The sequence below is a fragment of the Morganella sp. Je.2.23 genome (genome assembly GCF_051129855.1).
GTDB lineage: Bacteria > Pseudomonadota > Gammaproteobacteria > Enterobacterales > Enterobacteriaceae > Morganella > Morganella sibonii.
In genome coordinates this window covers 384,410-403,065 of sequence record NZ_JBCPSQ010000001.1, presented here as the reverse complement: position 1 = coordinate 403,065, position 18,656 = coordinate 384,410, and the positions used below count along the sequence as shown (strand labels likewise).

The 18,656-nt window shown below is 53.6% G+C and carries 19 protein-coding genes; 6 read left to right on the top strand and 13 right to left on the bottom strand.

Annotated features, from left to right (window positions below; translation table 11 throughout):
* Position 1 precedes the first annotated feature (1 nt).
* From nifJ to AAZR23_RS01855, 4 genes are all read right to left on the bottom strand, one after another.
* Positions 2–3,556 carry a pyruvate:ferredoxin (flavodoxin) oxidoreductase gene (gene nifJ, locus AAZR23_RS01870; protein ID WP_434692355.1) on the bottom strand — a complete coding sequence of 1,185 codons (3,555 nt, stop codon included), beginning with the start codon at positions 3,554–3,556 and terminating at the stop codon, positions 2–4.
* A 119-nt stretch (positions 3,557–3,675) separates the two neighbouring features.
* On the bottom strand, positions 3,676–3,918 hold the full coding sequence (locus tag AAZR23_RS01865; RefSeq protein ID WP_434690162.1) for a putative Se/S carrier-like protein: 243 nt from the start codon (positions 3,916–3,918) through the stop codon (positions 3,676–3,678).
* A complete protein-coding gene (locus tag AAZR23_RS01860) occupies positions 3,911–4,717 on the bottom strand; it encodes an acyl-CoA dehydratase activase (protein WP_434690160.1) in 807 nt (268 codons plus the stop codon). Before AAZR23_RS01860 ends, AAZR23_RS01865 begins: the two co-directional genes overlap by 8 nt.
* Before the next feature lie 9 nt (positions 4,718–4,726).
* Complete coding sequence (locus AAZR23_RS01855) at positions 4,727–5,884, bottom strand: double-cubane-cluster-containing anaerobic reductase (RefSeq protein WP_218427860.1); 1,158 nt, start codon at positions 5,882–5,884, stop codon at positions 4,727–4,729.
* Between the two features lie 326 nt (positions 5,885–6,210).
* Between AAZR23_RS01855 and fosA13 the strand changes: the two genes are divergently transcribed.
* Together fosA13 and AAZR23_RS01845 are read left to right on the top strand one after the other, a co-directional pair.
* Positions 6,211–6,642: a FosA13 family fosfomycin resistance glutathione transferase gene (gene fosA13 / locus AAZR23_RS01850; RefSeq protein WP_434690157.1), complete on the top strand. Its 432-nt coding sequence runs from the start codon at positions 6,211–6,213 to the stop codon at positions 6,640–6,642.
* A gap of 34 nt (positions 6,643–6,676) precedes the next feature.
* Positions 6,677–7,123, top strand: coding sequence for a VOC family protein (locus tag AAZR23_RS01845; RefSeq protein WP_218427856.1), 447 nt, complete (start codon positions 6,677–6,679; stop codon positions 7,121–7,123).
* A gap of 28 nt (positions 7,124–7,151) precedes the next feature.
* On the opposite strand, the gene AAZR23_RS01840 is transcribed toward AAZR23_RS01845, so the two are convergent.
* On the bottom strand, positions 7,152–7,583 hold the full coding sequence (locus tag AAZR23_RS01840) for a carboxymuconolactone decarboxylase family protein (protein ID WP_166707381.1): 432 nt from the start codon (positions 7,581–7,583) through the stop codon (positions 7,152–7,154).
* Positions 7,584–7,715: 132 nt separating this feature from the next.
* Positions 7,716–8,060 (bottom strand): DMT family protein, encoded by a 345-nt coding sequence (locus AAZR23_RS01835; protein WP_434690154.1) that lies wholly within the window; start codon positions 8,058–8,060, stop codon positions 7,716–7,718.
* A 244-nt stretch (positions 8,061–8,304) separates the two neighbouring features.
* Here AAZR23_RS01835 and AAZR23_RS01830 point away from each other — a divergent pair, with 244 nt between their 5' ends.
* Entirely contained in the window at positions 8,305–8,748 is a 444-nt protein-coding gene (locus AAZR23_RS01830; RefSeq protein WP_434690152.1) for a hypothetical protein, read from the top strand.
* 8 nt (positions 8,749–8,756) lie between these two features.
* Here AAZR23_RS01830 and AAZR23_RS01825 read toward each other — a convergent pair whose 3' ends face one another.
* Positions 8,757–9,653 carry a LysR family transcriptional regulator gene (locus tag AAZR23_RS01825; RefSeq protein WP_243846739.1) on the bottom strand — a complete coding sequence of 299 codons (897 nt, stop codon included), beginning with the start codon at positions 9,651–9,653 and terminating at the stop codon, positions 8,757–8,759.
* A gap of 91 nt (positions 9,654–9,744) precedes the next feature.
* Here AAZR23_RS01825 and AAZR23_RS01820 point away from each other — a divergent pair, with 91 nt between their 5' ends.
* The gene (locus AAZR23_RS01820) at positions 9,745–10,281 is read left to right on the top strand and encodes a DMT family transporter (protein WP_046892709.1); all 537 of its coding nucleotides are present in this window, start codon (positions 9,745–9,747) and stop codon (positions 10,279–10,281) included.
* An 18-nt stretch (positions 10,282–10,299) separates the two neighbouring features.
* Here AAZR23_RS01820 and AAZR23_RS01815 read toward each other — a convergent pair whose 3' ends face one another.
* On the bottom strand, positions 10,300–11,214 hold the full coding sequence (locus AAZR23_RS01815; RefSeq protein WP_166707378.1) for a DMT family transporter: 915 nt from the start codon (positions 11,212–11,214) through the stop codon (positions 10,300–10,302).
* A 98-nt stretch (positions 11,215–11,312) separates the two neighbouring features.
* On the opposite strand from AAZR23_RS01815, the gene AAZR23_RS01810 reads away from it, so the two are divergent.
* On the top strand, positions 11,313–12,215 hold the full coding sequence (locus tag AAZR23_RS01810; RefSeq protein ID WP_434690149.1) for a LysR substrate-binding domain-containing protein: 903 nt from the start codon (positions 11,313–11,315) through the stop codon (positions 12,213–12,215).
* A gap of 139 nt (positions 12,216–12,354) precedes the next feature.
* Here the strand turns inward: AAZR23_RS01810 and AAZR23_RS01805 are convergent, their stop codons facing one another.
* The 4 genes from AAZR23_RS01805 to AAZR23_RS01790 form a co-directional block, all read right to left on the bottom strand.
* Positions 12,355–12,915, bottom strand: coding sequence for an SMI1/KNR4 family protein (locus AAZR23_RS01805; RefSeq protein WP_434690146.1), 561 nt, complete (start codon positions 12,913–12,915; stop codon positions 12,355–12,357).
* Positions 12,912–15,086: an ornithine decarboxylase gene (speC, locus tag AAZR23_RS01800; RefSeq protein WP_434690144.1), complete on the bottom strand. Its 2,175-nt coding sequence runs from the start codon at positions 15,084–15,086 to the stop codon at positions 12,912–12,914. Before speC ends, AAZR23_RS01805 begins: the two co-directional genes overlap by 4 nt.
* Before the next feature lie 114 nt (positions 15,087–15,200).
* Positions 15,201–15,734 (bottom strand): GNAT family N-acetyltransferase, encoded by a 534-nt coding sequence (locus AAZR23_RS01795; protein ID WP_046892613.1) that lies wholly within the window; start codon positions 15,732–15,734, stop codon positions 15,201–15,203.
* 87 nt (positions 15,735–15,821) lie between these two features.
* Entirely contained in the window at positions 15,822–16,610 is a 789-nt protein-coding gene (locus AAZR23_RS01790) for an SDR family NAD(P)-dependent oxidoreductase (RefSeq protein ID WP_166707373.1), read from the bottom strand.
* 71 nt (positions 16,611–16,681) lie between these two features.
* Here AAZR23_RS01790 and AAZR23_RS01785 point away from each other — a divergent pair, with 71 nt between their 5' ends.
* The gene (locus tag AAZR23_RS01785) at positions 16,682–17,050 is read left to right on the top strand and encodes a MerR family transcriptional regulator (protein WP_166707372.1); all 369 of its coding nucleotides are present in this window, start codon (positions 16,682–16,684) and stop codon (positions 17,048–17,050) included.
* Between the two features lie 6 nt (positions 17,051–17,056).
* Here AAZR23_RS01785 and AAZR23_RS01780 read toward each other — a convergent pair whose 3' ends face one another.
* Positions 17,057–18,616 (bottom strand): methyl-accepting chemotaxis protein, encoded by a 1,560-nt coding sequence (locus tag AAZR23_RS01780; protein ID WP_434690139.1) that lies wholly within the window; start codon positions 18,614–18,616, stop codon positions 17,057–17,059.
* Between the last annotated feature and the right edge of the window lie 40 nt (positions 18,617–18,656).

The window sequence follows — 18,656 nt, the reverse complement described above, 5'->3', positions numbered from 1 at the left end:
TTCAGCTGTTCTCCGCTGCGGTATCTGTTTTTGCCGGTTCCTGCTTTTGTGAAGCCAGCAGTTCCAGCAGCGCATACTGTTTTACTGTCCGCTGTTCTGCTTTTTCTGCCAGAATGGCAGCTCTCGCAGGGTCACTGCTGTTCAGCCGGTTAAACCGCTGCTCCTGATTCATCACTTCCGCCAGTGATTGTGACGGCGGACGGGAATCCAGTACCAGCGGTGCTTTGCCGGTTCCTTCCCTGCGCGGGTCAAACCGGTACAGCGGCCAGAATCCGCTGGCAGTCAGGGCTTTCATCTGATCATAGCTGAATGCAAGGTCATAACCATGCTCCTCACACGGGCTGTAGGCAATAATCAGGGACGGACCGGGATAGGATTCTGCCTCCTGAATCGCTTTTACCGTCTGGTTCATCTGCGCACCAATCGCTATTTGTGCCACATACACGTTACCGTACATCATCATGGATACGCCCAGATCCTTGCGGGATTTGCCTTTACCCTCCTCACCGAATTTGGTGACCGCCCCCATCGGCGTGGCTTTTGACTGCTGGCCGCCGGTGTTGGAGTAGCATTGGGTATCGAGTACCAGTACATTCACATTCTCACCGCTGCTCAGTACATGATCCAGCCCGCCGAAGCCGATATCATAAGCCCAGCCGTCACCGCCAATCAGCCAGACGGATTTCGGCAGCAGATAATGTGCGTCGTCAGACAGCTCACGCGCACGCGGGTCAGGATTATCCGCCAGTAACGTCCGCAGTTCAGTGATGGCCGCGCGTTTCTCATCCGCGGACAGCGCCTCATCCGCCAGCCGTTGCTGTAATTCATCCGGCAACTGAGTGGCAAACGTCATCAGCAGCCGCTGTACCCGTTTTTTATGCTGATCTGCTGTCAGGCGGAATCCCAGACCGAATTCAGCATTATCCTCGAACAGCGAGTTAGCCCAGGCCGGGCCGCGTCCCTCTTTGGTGGTGGTGTACGGCGTGGTCGGCAGGTTACCGCCGTATATAGAAGAACAGCCGGTGGCATTGGCGATCAGTAACTGCTCGCCGTACAGCTGGGTCAGCAGTTTGATATACGGTGTTTCACCGCAGCCCGCACAGGCGCCGGAGAATTCAAACAGCGGAGTGATAAGTTGTGATGTCCGGATATCAATGCGCTCAAGCTGCGATGCCGGGAGATCCGGCAGTTGCAGGAAGAAATCAAAGTTGGCTTTTTCCTCTGCCAGATGTGCCAGCCGCGGCTGCATATTTATCGCGCGGACAGCCGGGTCTTCCCGGTCTTTCGCCGGACAGACCTCATAACAGAGATTACAGCCGGTACAATCCTCCGGGGCGACCTGAAGGACATAATCCATCCCTTTCATATCGCGGGCTTTGACCGGCAGGCGCTGCAATGTGTCCGGCGCGCCGCTGAAATCGGCGGGATCAGCCACTTTGGCACGGATAGCCGCGTGAGGACAGGCCGCGACACAGTAGTTGCACTGGGTACAGAGGGACGGTTTCCAGACGGGGATCATCTCCGCGATATTGCGTTTTTCCCAGCGGGTGGTGCCGGAAGGCCAGGTACCGTCCGGCGGGAATGCCGATACCGGCAGAGCATCGCCGCGTCCGGCCAGCATCATGGCAGTGACAGTTTTGACAAAGTCCGGCGCGTTATCCGGCACGACCGGCGGACGCGGCAGGCTTTGCGGATCGACTGCCTGCAACGGCACGCGATGCAGGGCTTCCGGGGTACGGGCTATCGCCATCAGGTTATCCTGAACGACACTTTCCCCTTTTTTACTGTAGCTGCGGATAATCGCCTGCTGTAAATAAGACTGAATTTCAGCCGCCGGCAGCAGTGCCGTCAGATGGAAAAAGGCCATCTGCATCACCGTGTTAATCCGCGCACCGAGGCGGCATTCACGGGCAATACGGTACGCGTTGATGACATACAACTGAGCCTGTTTCTCTGCCAGAATCGCCTGAACATCCTGCGGAATATGGTGCCAGACCTCATCCGCCGGATACGGACTGTTCAGCAGGAAAATCCCGCCCGGCGCCAGTTTTTCCGCCATTTCATATTTATCGAGGAACTGCCACTGATGACAGGCAATAAAATCCGCCTGCCTGATCAGATACGTGGCGCGGATCGGCTGTTCACTGATGCGCAGATGAGAAACGGTCAGGCCGCCCGCTTTTTTCGAGTCATAAACAAAAAAGCCCTGAGCATAGTTATCCGTATGACTGCCGAGGATCTGAATAGCATTTTTGGCCGCCGAAACGGTACCGTCGCTGCCCAGCCCGTAAAACAGTGCAGTGAGGCGATGTGTGACCGGCAGTTCCGCCGGAACCGGTGTCAGGGAAAGCCCGGTAACATCGTCAATAATCCCGGCAGTAAAGCGCCGTTTCGGCGATGTTAGTGTCAGTTCACGGAAAACCGCCATCACGCAATCCGGATCGAATTCTTTGGATGACAGCCCGTAGCGTCCGCCGATAATGCGCGGCAGTTGTGCCCGCTCACCGTTCTGATACGCTTCGGCAAAGGCAGTCATCACGTCCAGATACAGCGGCTCCGCCTGCGCACCCGCTTCTTTGGTGCGGTCAAGCACAGCAATGTGCTGCACGCTTTCCGGAATAGCATCAAGGAAATGCTGTGCGGAGAACGGCCGGTAGAGATGCACTTCCAGCACGCCGACTTTTTCGCCCTGCGCCATCAGTTTGTCCGCCACTTCCTCTGCCGGGCCAGCGGCCGATCCCATCAGGATAATCAGGCGCTCTGCCTGCGGATGTCCGTAATACGTAAACGGCTGATAATAACGGCCGGTAACATCACCAAACGCCGCCATGGCATCAGTGACATGCTGATAAACCGCGTCATACCACGGATTCGTGGCTTCGCGGGACTGGAAATAGGTGTCCGGATTTGCGGATGTACCGCGTATCACCGGATGTTCCGGCGACAGTGCTCTGTCACGGTGAGCGCGGATCGCCTCCGCAGGGATCAGTTTACTCAGTTCGGCACGGCTGACCGAGATGATCTTGTTCATCTCATGGGAAGTACGGAAACCATCAAAGAAATGAATAAACGGCACGCGGCTGTTCAGCGTGGCTATCTGTGAAATCACAGCAAAGTCCTGAGCCTGCTGGACGCTGTTGGCGCACAGCAGTGCACAGCCGGTCTGACGCACCGCCATCACATCCGAGTGATCACCGAAAATAGAGAGCGCGTGGGTCGCGACTGTCCGCGCCGCCACATGCAGGACAAACGGGATCAGCTGTCCGGCGATTTTATACAGCGACGGGATCATCAGCAGCAATCCCTGGGACGATGTGAACGTGGTCGACAGTGCGCCGGTCTGAAGTGCACCGTGGACAGTGGCGATGGCCCCGCCCTCCGACTGCATTTCCATCATGCGCGGCACGTCGCCCCACAAATTCGGTTCCCCGGTTGCAGACCAGTGATCGGCATATTCAGCCATGCCGGAGCTCGGGGTAATAGGATAGATGGCGATCACTTCATTCAGCTGATACGCCATCCGGGCCACCGCCTGATTCGCATCAGTGGTGATCATGCTATGTATTTTTTTGCTCACAATAAGACCCTGCATTTTTTATTATTTTTTACAACATAGCAGAATAAAAAATGCCGGATTATCGTGATTGTGGTTTGTTATACGTGTGTAAGGCGCGTTTACCGCGCCGCTGTCAGCACATAGTCTTCCGCCTCACAGCGGTATATTTCACTGACCTGCGGACATCCCCGCAGTACCGGAAGCCGGTCATCACTGACACTGAGCCGTATCCCCAGACCACAGGCTTTACCGAGTGACGGCGGGATATCCGTCACCGTAAAAGGCTGCCCGGCTGCCGTGAGATGTTTGCGCATCGCCACCACACCGAGCATATTTTCAAATAAAATCAGATAGTCATTCATGAACGGAGATCCCTGCCGGTACCGCTGCCTGTTTTTGCAACTGACGTATCCCGTAAATGGCCGCGCCGATAGCACCGGCAAATTGTCCGTCCGGATGCGTGATCACCTCAGTCCCCAGATGCTGCGACAACCGCTCACAGAATACCTGACTGCGGCTGACTCCGCCGCTGAACAGCACTGACGGTACAGTGCTCAGCCGCTTGGCAAAACCGGCAGTACGTTGTGCCATTGAATTTACTATTCCCGACAGAATAGACTCCGGCTCCACCCCGGCGGAACGCAGGCTGATCACTTCAGATTCGGCAAAGACCGTACACATGCTGGAGATAGCATGCGGCTCAATCCCGCGGATGGTGTTATCCACCGCGGTGATGTCGGTACCGAGTGTCCGGCTGATCACATCCAGAAAGCGACCGGTCCCGGCGGCACATTTGTCATTCATCAGAAAATCCGTGAGATGCCCCTGCTCATCGAGCCGGATCACTTTACTGTCCTGGCCGCCGATATCAATAACTGTGCGGGTCTGCGGATGCAGCCAGCGCGCCCCGATACCGTGACAGGAGATTTCCGTGACCTGTTTGTCAGCAAAATCCGCCAGTTTGCGGCCATAACCGGTGAGGGTCAGATACGGTTTGGTGTCACATTCACCGCAGAGGGTTTCCCAGGCTTCCAGAATCGCCGATTGCGGCCGGAACGGTGTCGGGATCAGAAAGCGGCGCAGGATCACGCCGCCGTCTTCATCACTGAATAAAACCCCTTTGGTGGCAGTCGAGCCGGAGTCAATACCAATACTCAGCATGACGCCTCCTTATAACATCTCAATAAAGGCGGCAATGCGGGTCGCAAGCTGACCGGTATCAGAAGTGGAATAATCTGTCTCAATAGCCATATACGGAATATCATGTTTTTCGCGGATATGCCGGTTTATCAGCAGCGATTCCACCGCATAGGTGTGACAGGCCTGGAGGATCACATCAATCACCCCGTCCACCTGATAGTCCTGCACCATCTCACTGAGCATATTCAGGCGCTGTGTGTTCGGTGAAATACAGGAACAGCCGATAGCAAGGTATTTTTCGGTCAGGGCGTCATAAACATCGGCCTGCGGATTTTCATCCACACACTGCTCGGTCGCTTTCGCACCGGTGCAGTTTTCATAACCGACAACCCAGCCGCCGTTTTCTTCGATAATCCGCACCACTTTTTCCGCCGCACCGCCAATCGGACAGCCGGTGATCAAAATACGCGGACGCGGGTCAAGCCGTTTACCGGCGGCATATTCCGCCCGTACTTTGGCGGTCAGCGTTTCCAGTTCGCCAATCAGCGCGCGTTTATCAAATTTGAAGGTAGCGCCATACACCACGCTCAGAATTTCACGGCCGGTCATCGCAGGCGGATTGAGCTGCCCGAGGCGGTAGAATTCCGTCAATGCACGGCGTTCGCGGTTACGCAGATCGATAGCATCGCGTATCCCCTGCTCCGTGATTTCACAACCGAACTGTTCTTCCAGCCGTTTCTGAAAACGGATAATTTCCGAACGCCAGAGTGCGACAGATTCCGCACTTTCACTGTTATTCGGTAACTGCATCACATGGACAGGTTTGAATTCCGCCATGTATTCATACATTTTCTTTTTGCCGTCGCAGGTGGTTTCACCGACCACGATGTCAGAAAAATAGAAGTAGGGGCATTTATCGGTTTTACCGAATCCGTAGCTGCTTTTGATCAGGGGACATAAGTTGCGGGGTAAGGTTTTTTCCGCTTCTTCAATCGTTTCATCACTGGTTGAACAGAGAGAGACAACCGCGGCACCGGCGGCCATGGCAATTTCCTGCGGCATAAAGGTGCAATAGGTTCCCACCAGCGGGATACCCTGCTCTTTCAGTTCCATAACAGTGAGAAAGCCCTGTTGGCGGGCATCGGAGAAATCAGAAAAGATCGACGGAAGTTCTGTGACTAATGACATAAGTAGACCTACCATTATCATTATTAAAGTGTGGCGCCAGAGTAGACCTATTAATAATAAGGATAATTGAGGTAAATCATATTCAGGGTGAATATCCCTGACGGAACTAAATTAACGTGATCTTAAATCACAACGCCCGGCAACGGAATTATCTGGCACCCTACGTTGTCAGTCAGTAAGCTTCAGGGTAATCATAAACCTGACTGATATTTTACCCTGAGAGCTTCCCGATGATGATAACCGCCCACCGTACAACCACCGATACGGCTTCCTTTCACCTGACTCTGACGTGCTGTTTATAACTGCCGGATGCTGACGGAGGATATATGTTAACAGGAATGAATCATCTGACCCTGGCGGTCACCGATTTGGATCGCAGCCTGCATTTTTACCATAACATTCTGAAAATGACGCTGCATACCCGCTGGAAATACGGGGCTTACCTGACCTGCGGGGAACTGTGGATCTGTTTATCGGCAGACCCGGAAATCATTCACCGGCCTATTCATCAGGGTTATACCCACTACGCTTTTACCCTTCCTTCCGAACGGTTCCCGGCCTTTCGCGCACTTTTGGCTTCTCATCAGATAACGCTCTGGAAACATAACCGCAGTGAGGGGGATTCCGTCTATTTTCTCGACCCGGACGGTCATCAGCTGGAGGCGCATTCCGGCGGGATAACGCAGCGGCTGAATGCCTGCCGCGAGGCTCCGTATGAAGAGATGATATTTCCGCCACACGGGCAGATAAATGTGTAAGATGGGGAAAACCTTATCTTACGGAGATACTGCTATGTCTGATTATCCTGCCGTTCCCGGTGTGCTGTTTGTCGCCGGTTTTGGTCCGGTGACCCGCGAGCCCGCCCGCAGCAAACACTTTTTTGCAGATACTGTCGGCCTGCCGCTCACTGAATCTGAAGGCGCGCCCGATTACCTGACAGCGGATCACAGTCTGCACGGTGTGAAGCACTTCGCACTCTGGCCGCTCAGCCAGGCAGCTGTCTCCTGTTTCGGGCAGGACACCTGGCCGTCATCACATCCGGTGCCGCAGGCCTGGGTCGAATTTGAAGTGAACGACCTGGCAGCGGCCACGGAATTTTTACAGTCACGGGGCTATCCGCTGCTGGTGGCAAACAGAACCGAGCCGTGGGGGCAGTCCGTCACCCGTCTGCTCAGCCCGGAGGGTTTACTTGTCGGGCTGACTATCACGCCATGGCTGCGGGATAACACCGGCGAATAACCGCCGGTGCCGGGGTTGCCGTTATCCGCTACTGACGCAGACTGACAGCAACCCGGTTAAACGCATTCATCAGGCCGGCAGCGATAGTCAGGTCACTCATTTCCTCATCGGAAAAATGTGCCTTCACACGCTGCCAGACAGCATCATCCGTATTTTGTGCAGATAATAACGTGACGGACTCTGTCCATTCCAGCGCCGCCCGTTCACGATCGCTGAAGCGCTCACTCACACGCCAGCCTGCCAGTGCGTCGAGTTTTTCCTGAGCCGTTCCCCGCTTACGCAGCGCTGCCGAGTGCATTTCCAGACAAAATGCACAGCCGTTAATCTGTGATGTTCTCAGATAAACCAGCTCAACCAGTTCAGATGATAATGAACTGGTTTCCAATGCATTTTTACAGGCAATCAGTCCCGCATACGCCGCCGGACTGAGTTTCGGATAAGATAAACGAAGTAATGACATAACGGACCTGCCTTTGTCAAAAGTGAAAACGTGTCTCCCGGACACCGGGAATAATACCTGGTGATATAACCAGTCATGCCGTTATGTTATGGATAAATTTACAGTATCGTTATCGACATTGTGTGATGCCGGTTAAAACGGTCCCTTAAAAATAAAGAACGCACCGGCAGCAATAAACCCGAAACCGATAAGGTGATTCAGCGTGATACTCTCACCGAGGTAAGCCACTGAGAACACCATAAAAACACACAGAGTGATCACTTCCTGCATCGTTTTCAGTTCAGCCGCACTGTAATACTGATGTCCCAGCCGGTTAGCCGGTACCGCCAGACAATATTCCGCCAGGGCAATCAGCCAGCTGAAAAAAATAACCGCAACAAGCGGTTTACCGGTAAATTTCAGGTGTCCGTACCAGGCAAACATCATAAAAAAATTCGAGATAACAAGCAGAAAAATCGGGAGAAACTTCGCCAGCATGGGGTGTCCGTCAGTAAGAAAATGATATCGGCCGCTATTTTACGCCTGTATCAGATAAACGGATATATGATCCGGATAATAGTTTCAGAAACTGAATTTCTCGTCATCTGCTTATAAAATTTGAATTTTACGCGTATTCAGCCCTTTATTCTTTCCGCTGATTTCCGGAAGATTGAACTGAACTGATTGTGCGGATAACTGCATCCGTTTACACTTAATATTTGTAGAAACCATTATCGTGTTTATGCGTTTATTAACTTTCTTATTATCATCATCGTTCTGCTTATCCGGCTATGCCGCCGGAGGAGCACTGAACGGTTATTACAATTGCGATATTCCATCCGCCAGTTATCAGCGAAAACAGGGCGCGATGCGTGATTTTTACTTTCCGGATAAACAGCGCAAGGCTGTCGTTTTGTTTCACGATGACCGTTTTACGGTGCTTGATACGAAACCAACCCCTTACCACTCTCCGGTGCTGACACCGATTACGCAGTTTGCCACCATGTCAAAGCAGGATTTGCAGGAGATCGGCGAAGATACGCTGGTTTATGCCGGGATCAGTAACGGGCTGGCCTATTTCACCCCGTCAAAACAGCGCTTTGTCTTCGGACTGAACAAACGCGGCGGCGGCAATAACGGCTCTTTTCTGCTGGAACTGCAAAACTGCCGCCGGACAGCACACTGAGCCGCCCGTCAGTCACACACCTGCATTACCGCTTCCCGCAGCCAGCCTAATGCCGGGTCACCCTCACTGCGCTGGTGCCATAACATCTGAAAACTGAGCGGTGCGATAGTCAGCGGCGGTTCAAACACCTGTAATGACGGGCTGAGTATTTCCGGCAGTGCCCGTTGTGCCACTGTCAGGATCAGGTCAGTTCCTTCCGGCAGCTGTGAGGCTATCTGCCAGTAAGGCACAGAAACCGCAATACGCCGCCGGTAATTCAGCAACTGTAACTGCCGGTCAATCTCGTTGGCTTCATACGGTTTCATACTCGCCAGAATATGCGGGTGTGAGAGCCAGTCCGCCATCGGCATCGTGCCGTTGGTGCAGTACTGTTTATCCGCAACACTGACCATGGTATCCGTAAATACGGTCTTCGTCCGCAGAGTGTAATCCGTGGCATTAAACACCCCGAACGCCAGGTCAAGACTGCCTTCCTGTAATTTTCCCTGCATCTCTTCACGGCTGCCCTGCCAGATTTGCAGATCAACCTGCGGAGCCGCATTGCGCAGATAACGGATTAATTTTGCACTGAAAATAGCCGCTCCGTAATCGGACATCGCAATATTAAAACGCCGGTTGCAGTTTTCCGGACGGAAATCCTGTTGTGCTATCAGGTCATCAAGCTGGCCCAGCGCCTGTGTCAGCGGTGCATACAGCGCTTCCGCTTTGCCGGACAGGTGATAGCGCCCCTGCCTGCGGATAAGCAGCGGATCCTGAAATAAATCCCGCAACTGATTCAGCGTATGGCTGACCGCGGGCTGACTGCGGTGCAGCGCCGTCGCCGCCCGGCTGACATGGCGTTCACGCAGCAACGCATGCAGAGTAACCAGCTGATTTAAATCCAGTTTCTTTATATTATTCATCATACGAATAGTGCTCTATAAAATTGTTCATTTCCTGTTCTTCCGGAAATCACCTATGATTGATGTTAATAAAACGTTAACCGGGGAGGTCACTATGTCAACCTTATCATTATCTGCTATTGCATTGATTGTTTGTGCTTTTTTTGCCGGTGCTATTGTACCGGTACAGGCGGTCAGTAATGCGGTATTAGCACGCCATCTGGGTCATCCGTTATGGGCCAGTCTTGTATCATTATTAATCAGTATTATTGTTTTAGCACCGTTATTATTTATTTTTAAAGTTCCTAAGCCGGTACTGAGTGCTGATTTGCTTCATCAGCCGTTCTGGATTTGGCTCGGCGGTATTGCCGGGATGCTGTACCTGACGTCTGCCCTGATCCTGGTACCGAAAATCGGCAGTATTACTTTTTTCGTTATGGTGATTGCCGGTCAGCTGGTCATTTCCGCACTGATTGAACACTTCGGTCTGTTCGGAATGCCAAAGCAGCCGGTTCAGATAGCAAAACTCGCCGGTATCGGTCTGGTGGTGGCAGGTGTCCTGGTGATGCAGTTTGCGGGTGAAAAAAAGCCCCGCGACAGTGACGGCGGGGCAGGAAATGCAACTCAAATCGAACAGACAATAAAAAGATAGGTTTGGTATCCCGGAATATTACTGCACAGCGTCAGCTTCCTTCTCCGCTTCCGGGCGGCGCGAAGGTCGCTGTAATAAGAATACTCCGCTCATAATCAGCACCATCGACAGAATCTCTGTCACGCCAAGCTGCTCATTGGCCGCGAGGAATCCGACAATCAGAGCCACTACCGGCGGAATATAGGTTACAGAGGATGCCACCACTGCCCCCAGGTTCAGGATCAGGTAGTAATATGTCAGATAGGCCACCCCGGTGCCGAGCAATCCCAGCCCGATGATCAGTCCGAGACTGGCAGTGCTGTCCTGCGCAATCGCGGTAATCCCGGTAAACGGCGTGATACAGGCCAGGATCAGCAGCGCAAGACCAATCTGATAAGTCGTCAGTGCCAGCGGGGCTATCTGTTTGCCGGCCAGGAATTTTTTGGCATACACAAATGAAATCCCCACACTCAGTGACCCCATGATCATATAACCCACCCCGGCGAGGCTGATACTCTCTCCGCTGACCTGCCAGGGTTTGGCGATCAGAATCACACCGGCAAAACCGAGCATCAGTCCGCACAGACGCACCAGCGTAATTTTTTCCTGCCGCAGAAAAATTGCCGCAACAATAAACGAGAACAGCGGAATCGCGCCGCTGAGCACACCGGACACGCCGGAGAGCAGCAGTGAAGTGCCGGAGGCAAATGCCCAGTAATAAATCACCGTTGCCAGCAGCGCCATGACCAGAAAATGCCCGGTATATTTCAGGTGTTCGCGGCGCACGGCTTTCTGCATCCACGCCATCACCGCGATCGGTACAAAACCGCATAACACCCGCAAAAAGACAATCTGCACCGGTGAGATCCACTCACTCGCCTGGCGCATAAAAATAAAGTTGGTGCCCCAGATAATCCCGAGGAACGCAAACGCTGCTGCCGTTTTACTGTTCATACTATTGATACCCATTTTTTCTGATGGGGCTATTGTTCTGAATCCGGGGCTGTGCTACAACCGATTTAAATTACCTTATGAAAGAGAAAAACTATTTCATGGATCGTTATCCGCCGATGAAAGCCCTTCTGGCCTTTGAAGCCAGTGTCCGGCTGGGGAGCTTTATCAAAGCCGCAGAGTCTCTGCATGTCACGCCGGGAGCGGTCAGTCAGCAGATAAAAAAGCTGGAGGAGGAATTGGGGGTGATGCTGTTTTTGCGGGAGATCCGCAAACTGATGGTGACAGAGACAGGACAGAAATACTATCGCTTAATTCAGCCTGCGCTGGCACAAATCCGGGCTGCCGGTGAGGCGATCCGCTATGCGGCACATCATACGCTGACCCTTTCCATGCCGCCCGGGCTGGCGTCCAAATGGTTTTCCCCCAGGATGAGTGACTTTGTCCGCACCTTTCCGGGGCTGGATCTCCACCTGAATGCCACGGCGGCACTGATCTCGCTGGAAAAAGATAATGTGGATCTGGCCGTCCGCTATACGGATTTGTCCCGTGCGCAACCGTCCCGGGTACTGTTATCCGATGCTCCCTGCCGTCTGTTCTGTCACCCCGCTTATGCTGAGCAGCAGTCACTTCACCACCCAGCGGATCTGAAAAACGCCGTGCTGCTGCATACCACGCTCTATCCATACTGGGATGCCTGGCTGGAACAGTATGCGGGGATAGCGCCCGGCAGCACACTGCCCGCCGCCGGGTTGCATTTTGATCAGTTTTTACTGGCGATTGATGCGGCGGTACATCAGCAGGGTATTCTGATTGCCAATGATTTTCTGCTGGAACACGAACTGACACAGCAGACGCTTATTCCGCTGTTCCCGGCACTGACACTGCATTCGGGGAAAGGGTTTTATCTGCTGCATAACCGCCACAGCGCTGATCAGGCGATGATCAGCGCCGTCAGTGACTGGTTTTGTCATGCATTTGCTCACACTGCGGAGAATAAATAGTGAGATACCTCACCGGATAACACCGCGCCGCAGTTGTTACACCGGACGCCCGGGTTTACTGAAACCGAACGGGTGATCTTTTATTGTCAGCCACTGCTGCCGGAAAAATAACCTCCGGCAGCCGCAGATTAAACAGCCATTACTGCGGTATTTTCCGGCCCTGCTCCGCGATCCGCTCCATCATCTCCGCCTGACGTTCTGCCAGACCACGGATTTGTTCCTCATAGCATGCGGTAAAGTCCGCAGGCAGCCGGGTAATTTCACCTTCCGCCACCTCAACCAGGGTGCCTGATTTATCCAGACCCCAGATAATATTGCCGTCACCGGCCACTTTCATCAGCGGCAGCACACCGGTGACTTCGTAATCCGCCAGCCGCTCACAGGCCGCCGTGACGGATGCCCACTCCGGCAGATCGGGGGTATCAAATCCGAGCAACACCACACCGCGCCAGAACGTCCATGCAGGCCCCACAGAATAGAGTTCCGCTTCCGGCCAGAACTCTTCCCGTGCCATCACGCACAGACCGTTGGTACGCTGGCAGAATGCAGAGTAATACTCCGGTACCGGCACACCGGTCAGTGCCTCTGCTGCTGCGATAGCCTGCGGTTCCGGTGCCGGGGCGGCAACCACCTGAAAATAGTCGCTGTTGAGATCTTCCAGAATTTCCCATATACGCTGATGAAACTGTTCTGCTGTCATTGTCCTTCTCCCTGCTGATGGCGGATAACGCAGGCATACACACGCTGGTGCCCGCTGTCATCCTGTTCAATATACGCCCCCTGCAATTCCGGCGCGAAGCCCGGAAAGCGATCAGCGGTCTCTTCCAGCGCGAGAAAATAGCGCTGAACCGGGGCTTCCCAGACTTCACCCGGTACCACACACAATACGCCCGGCGGATACGGCAGTGCCCCTTCCGCCGCGATACGTCCGGCAATCTCCGACACCGCGACCCGTTCCGTATTGCCGCGGACAAATTCGGTATGTGCCGCTTTCGGTGACATCCGCACCTCTGGGAAACAGCGGCGGCGGAACATCTCTTTCTGGCGCTGTTTGACGTTGTGTTTCACAAACAGGTCATGCATTTCCTGACACAGCTGCCGCAGTGTATATCCCGCATAACGTGCCGGATACGTACGGCACAGTGACGGTAAAACGGTTTCCAGTGCTGCGTCGCTGTCCAGCAGTTGCTCAAACCGGGCAATCTGCCGGATCAGCCGCTGCATTTTTTCCGGGGTTTCTGCCGGTGTCAGCAAAAACAAGATAGAGTTCAGGTCACATTTTTCCGCGACAATCCGGTTTTCGCGCAGGTAATACGCCAGGATCGTCGCCGGAACGCCGAAATCTTCATATTCCCCGCTGCTGACATCCACCCCCGGTGTGGTCAGCAATAATTTGCAGGGATCGACAAAATACTGATCGTCCGCATAGCCCTCAAAACCGTGCCAGCGCTCTCCCGGCACAAAGTTGAAAAAGCGCCGATCTGAGGCGATCACCTCCGTTTCCGCTTCTGTCCACGGACGGCCGTCCACGGTATCAGGGATAAAGGGCCGGATATGCTGACAGGTTTTCAGCAGCAGTTTACGGGCATCAATCCCGGTTTTGACACATTCCGCCCACAGACGCCTCCCGGATTCACCCTCATGCATTTTTGCATTCACATCCAGAGCGGCAAACAGCGGGTAAAACGGGCTGGTGGACGCATGCATCATAAAAGCATTATTCATCTGCCGGAAGGAAACATAGCGATCCTGCCCTTTGATATGTTTATCTTTTTTGTGGACCTGAGAGGCCTGAGAGAAACCGGCCATCTGTTTGTGAACTGACTGCGTCACCAGAATGCCGGGATCGTTTTCATTCAGTTCAAGCAGCATCGGCGAGCACATCTGCATCACCGGAATAAACTGCTCGTAGCCGACCCAGGCGGAATCAAACAAAATGTAATCACACAGCGGACCGATACTGTCCACCACCTGGCGGGCGTTATACACCGTACCGTCATACGTTCCCAGCTGGATCACCGCCAGCCGGAACGGGCGTTTATCCCCTGCTTTCTCCGGTGCGGCTTCTGCCGCCAGTGCCCGCAGATAGCCCTCATCAAAACAGTGTGCATCAATACCACCGATAAACCCGGACGGGTTACGTGCCGCTTCCAGATAAACCGGCGTGGCACCGGCCTGGATCAGTGCGCCGTGGTGGTTGGATTTGTGATTATTGCGATCGAATAACACCAGATCTCCCGGTGTCAGCAGTGCATTCAGTACCACTTTGTTGGATGAGGATGTGCCGTTGAGAACAAACCAGGTTTTGTCGGCATGAAAAACGTTTGCCGCGTGCTGCTGTGCGGCCAGTGCGGCTCCCTCGTGGATCAGGAGATCCCCCAGTGCGGTGTCCGCATTACAAAGGTCAGCCCGGAACAGAGCATCACCGAAATAATCCGTAAACTGCTGTCCGGCCGGATGACGGCGGAAAAACTCACCGCCCTGGTGCCCGGGACAGGCGAAGGAGATGTTCTGCTGTTCAGTATACTGTTTTAAGCGCCCGAAAAACGGCGGCAGCAGGCTCTCTTCATAGGCCTGCACTGCGCGCAGAAGTGTGTCACAGACTGTGCGGCTGTCATCACGGCTGAGATCGATAACCCCGCTGATACCGTCAGGCAGCGCCGCAGTTTCACCGTCGCGGGTCACCATAAAAACCGGCTGACCGAACCCCTGCTGCCGGATCCGTGCCAGCTGTCCGTTGCCGGCATCCTCCGGTGTCACCAGACACACAGACACCGCAGCGAAATCACATTCACTGAGAAGAACTGTTTCGAACGGGAGATCAGTCATACCGCAGAGCGGCGCGCTGACAGCACATTTTTTCTTGTTCATGACAACCCTGCAAAGTCAGTCCCCGCAGACAATTGCTGTCAGCAGAGTACAGTACGGAGACCGGCGGACAGACCGCCGGAAAAGCGGTCATCATAACATGCAGGGAGTCAGGCGCTACAACAGATTTTCCGGCATAATCCGGCGGATAAGAAAGTCGTTAAACTGCTGATATTCTTCCGGATTAATAACCTGCGGATAACTCAGGATCACCAGTTCGTGCGGCGGGAATTCCGGGCGGTAAGCCGGATGATGGTGAACGTAATCATTAACGGCAAAACCGCAGTGCTGATAAAAACGCAGACGGCGGCGGGCCACCTCATCTGTCAGCGGGTCGATTTCCAGAACAACCCGCTGTTTTTCCTGACAAAAAAGTGACAGCGCACGCTGCCCGACGCCACTGCCGCGCATTTCCGGCGCAATGGCAATGTGCTCAATATAAAACAGCGTGCCAATCTGCCAGCACCCGGTAAATCCGGCAAAGCGGTCATTATCCCTTATCTGATACAGATGATATCCGGGCTGTGAAAACAGTTTATCCCGCCCTGCCCGCGTGCGTTGTTCATGCAGCGGGAAAGCGGATTCATACAGCGGACGAATATCATCAAGAACCGGGTCAGCCGGTGAGGTAACCGGAAGTAATTGCAGCATAAAAAGGTATCCAGCCTGAAAAATAAGAGTTACCTCACACTATCAGCAAAACCGGGGGACAGCAATCATCCCGGCACACCGCTGCTCCTATGGCGTAATGTTCTGATTTGACCGGCTGTTTTCCGCATGCGGAAACCGGGTATCGGCCAGCTGAAAGCGGAAGTCATCGCGATCAATCATGCCGGTGATACTGTCAGCGTCATACAGCGCAAGCGCGAATTCCGCCATTTCCTCACTGGTGTGATAACGCGCAAAAGCACGATCATAATCATAAGAATCCGTATTATTCGCCACCTGACCAAATTCGGTTTGTGTGGCCGCCGGTGCCAGCACTTTTGCCCGCAATTTTGCCCCGCTGCGGATAAGCTCACGCGCCAGTCCTTCCGTATAGGCACTGACAAAAAACTTCGTCGCGCAGTAAGTCACCGCCGAGGGAACAATCGTATATCCGCCCGCCGAACTGATGTTGATCAGCTGCGCGCCTTCCGTATGCTGATACTCCTGCACATACAGGGCGGATAACACCATCAGGGCATTCACATTCAGAGCCAGCATTTTCTCCGCTTCCGCCACCGGCTGATCTGCCACCGGACCGTAATAGCCAAAACCGGCATTATTAATCCATGCAATAATATTCAGTGCGGACAACGAGTGATACAGTGCCGCCGCATTGCCGGGCACTGACAAATCACACACACGGATTTCTGCGGTGATATCCGGGTTCAGTTGCATCAGCTCCGCTTTCAGCGCCAGTAATACCGTTTCACGCCTGGCCACCAGCACCACATTGTTACCCCGGCGCACAAAAGCAGCCGCAATAGCCCGTCCTATTCCGGAACTGGCCCCGGTGATCACCACATAATTCTGACTGTTCATACAAACCTCCTTTGACATTAGTCTGCGGAGCGTAAAAGATAGAGTTCACTCGAGGTCAAGAGGTTTCTTGTATGCATTATTCCATCAGTGCGTTTTCTGCCTTAACCGGTTTCAGTATCCATACCCTGCGGTTTTATGAAAAAGAAGGTATTCTGATCCCGCAGCGCCGGGCAAATAATCACCGCAGTTACTCCGACCGCGATGCAGAGTGGGTCACCTTTATCACACGACTGAAAGAAACCGGGATGCCGCTGAAATCGATTAAACATTATGCGGATTTACGGGCTCAGGGAGAGGAAACGGCGCAGGCACGTATGGATTTACTGCTGGCGCACAGCGGGGTATTACAGCAGCAAATAGCGGTGCTGAACGATCATTTTCAGCACCTGGAGAAAAAAATAGATTACTACCGTGATTTACTCACCACGGCAGTCATCTGAGTGATATCAGTCTGCGGCACTCAGCCGGAATTTTTGTACTGAGCGTTGCAGTCCCTGTGTCTGCAACTCCAGTCCGGCGGCGGTTTCAGAAACACTGCTGACCAGCGAGGCATTCTGCTGGGTAACCGTATCCATCTGAGTAATCGCCGTACCGACCTGTAAGATACCTTTGGTCTGCTCTTCTGACGCGATGGCAATTTCTTTCATGATAGCGGTCACTTCACCGGAAGCGCGGACAATCTCCTCCATCGTTTCCCCGCCGCCGGCCACCTGTTTAATGCCCTGATCGACGCGGGAGACCGCATTGGCTATCAGCCGTTCAATCTCTTTGGCCGCATCCGCACTGTTGCTGGCCAGTGTCCGTACCTCACCGGCCACCACCATAAAGCCGCGTCCGTGAACTCCGGCCCGTGCCGCTTCAATCGACGCATTCAGCGCCAGAATATTGGTCTGGAATGCAATGCTGTTGATCACATTGGTGATCTCCGCGATTTTCCGTGAACTATCAGAAATTTCGTCCATTGTGCGGATAACAGAGGCGATCATCTCATGCCCCTGATGTGCGGTTGAGGAAGTCACTTCCGCCAGTTCGCTGGCATGATGCGCATGATCCGCATTCAGTTTCACCGTCGCGGTGATCTCTTCCATACTGGCGGCGGTTTCTTCCAGCGCGGCAGCCTGCTGCTCAGTACGGGAAGAGAGATCCGTATTACCGCGTGCAATCTCCGAGGCACTTGCGCGCAGGGTATCACTGCCTTCGCGGATGGAACTGACCGCATCCCGCAGGCTGCCCTGCATTTCACTGAGTAACGGGAATAATTTACCGACACAGTTACGTCCGGCAGCATCATTTTCCACCGGCTGACTCAGATCACCTCCGGCAATACGGCGGAAATGCTGACGAACATTGTTCAGCGGACGCTGCATCATGGTGACCAGATAACGATCCGCAAAAATCAGGATCAGCAGACCAAACAGTGCGCCGCTGATAATCACGATCCGTGTGGTCGTCATCAGGCCGTCCACCAGCATGCGGGTCTGTTCAATCTGCGCTTCCGCCACCTGCGTGAACGCCAGACTGACAGTACCGAACTCTTTGCTCAGCTGCGGCGTGACATCGTGGGACTGTTTACGGTAACCCGCCTGATCCCCCTGCTCTGCCAGCTGCATCTGAATTTTGACTCCCTCATCATAGAGCGTCTGCCAGCGGGCGATCACCCTTTCTGACATCTGCACATCCATCGGTCCCGGGGAAATACGTTTCATCTCTGCCAGATGCAGCCCCATGTTCTCCATCGCTTCCGCAGACGGTTTGAAATCCGGTACTTCACCTTCCGCTTTTTTCTGCATCTCACGGTTCAGCCGGGAGATAAAACGAAAATACTGGTCATTTCCCTGATTCAGTACTGTCAGCTGCCGGACTAACTGACGATCGGTCGTATTGCCGTCAGATACTCTCGACAGTGACCAGTCACTGTAAAAACTGACACATCCGAGTGTCAGACACAAAATACCGAGTATCGACAGCATGACGAACCGGATGGATAAGTTTCGAAGTAACTGCATACAGTTTCCTTTAAGGGGCGACAAATGGTATGACGAAGCC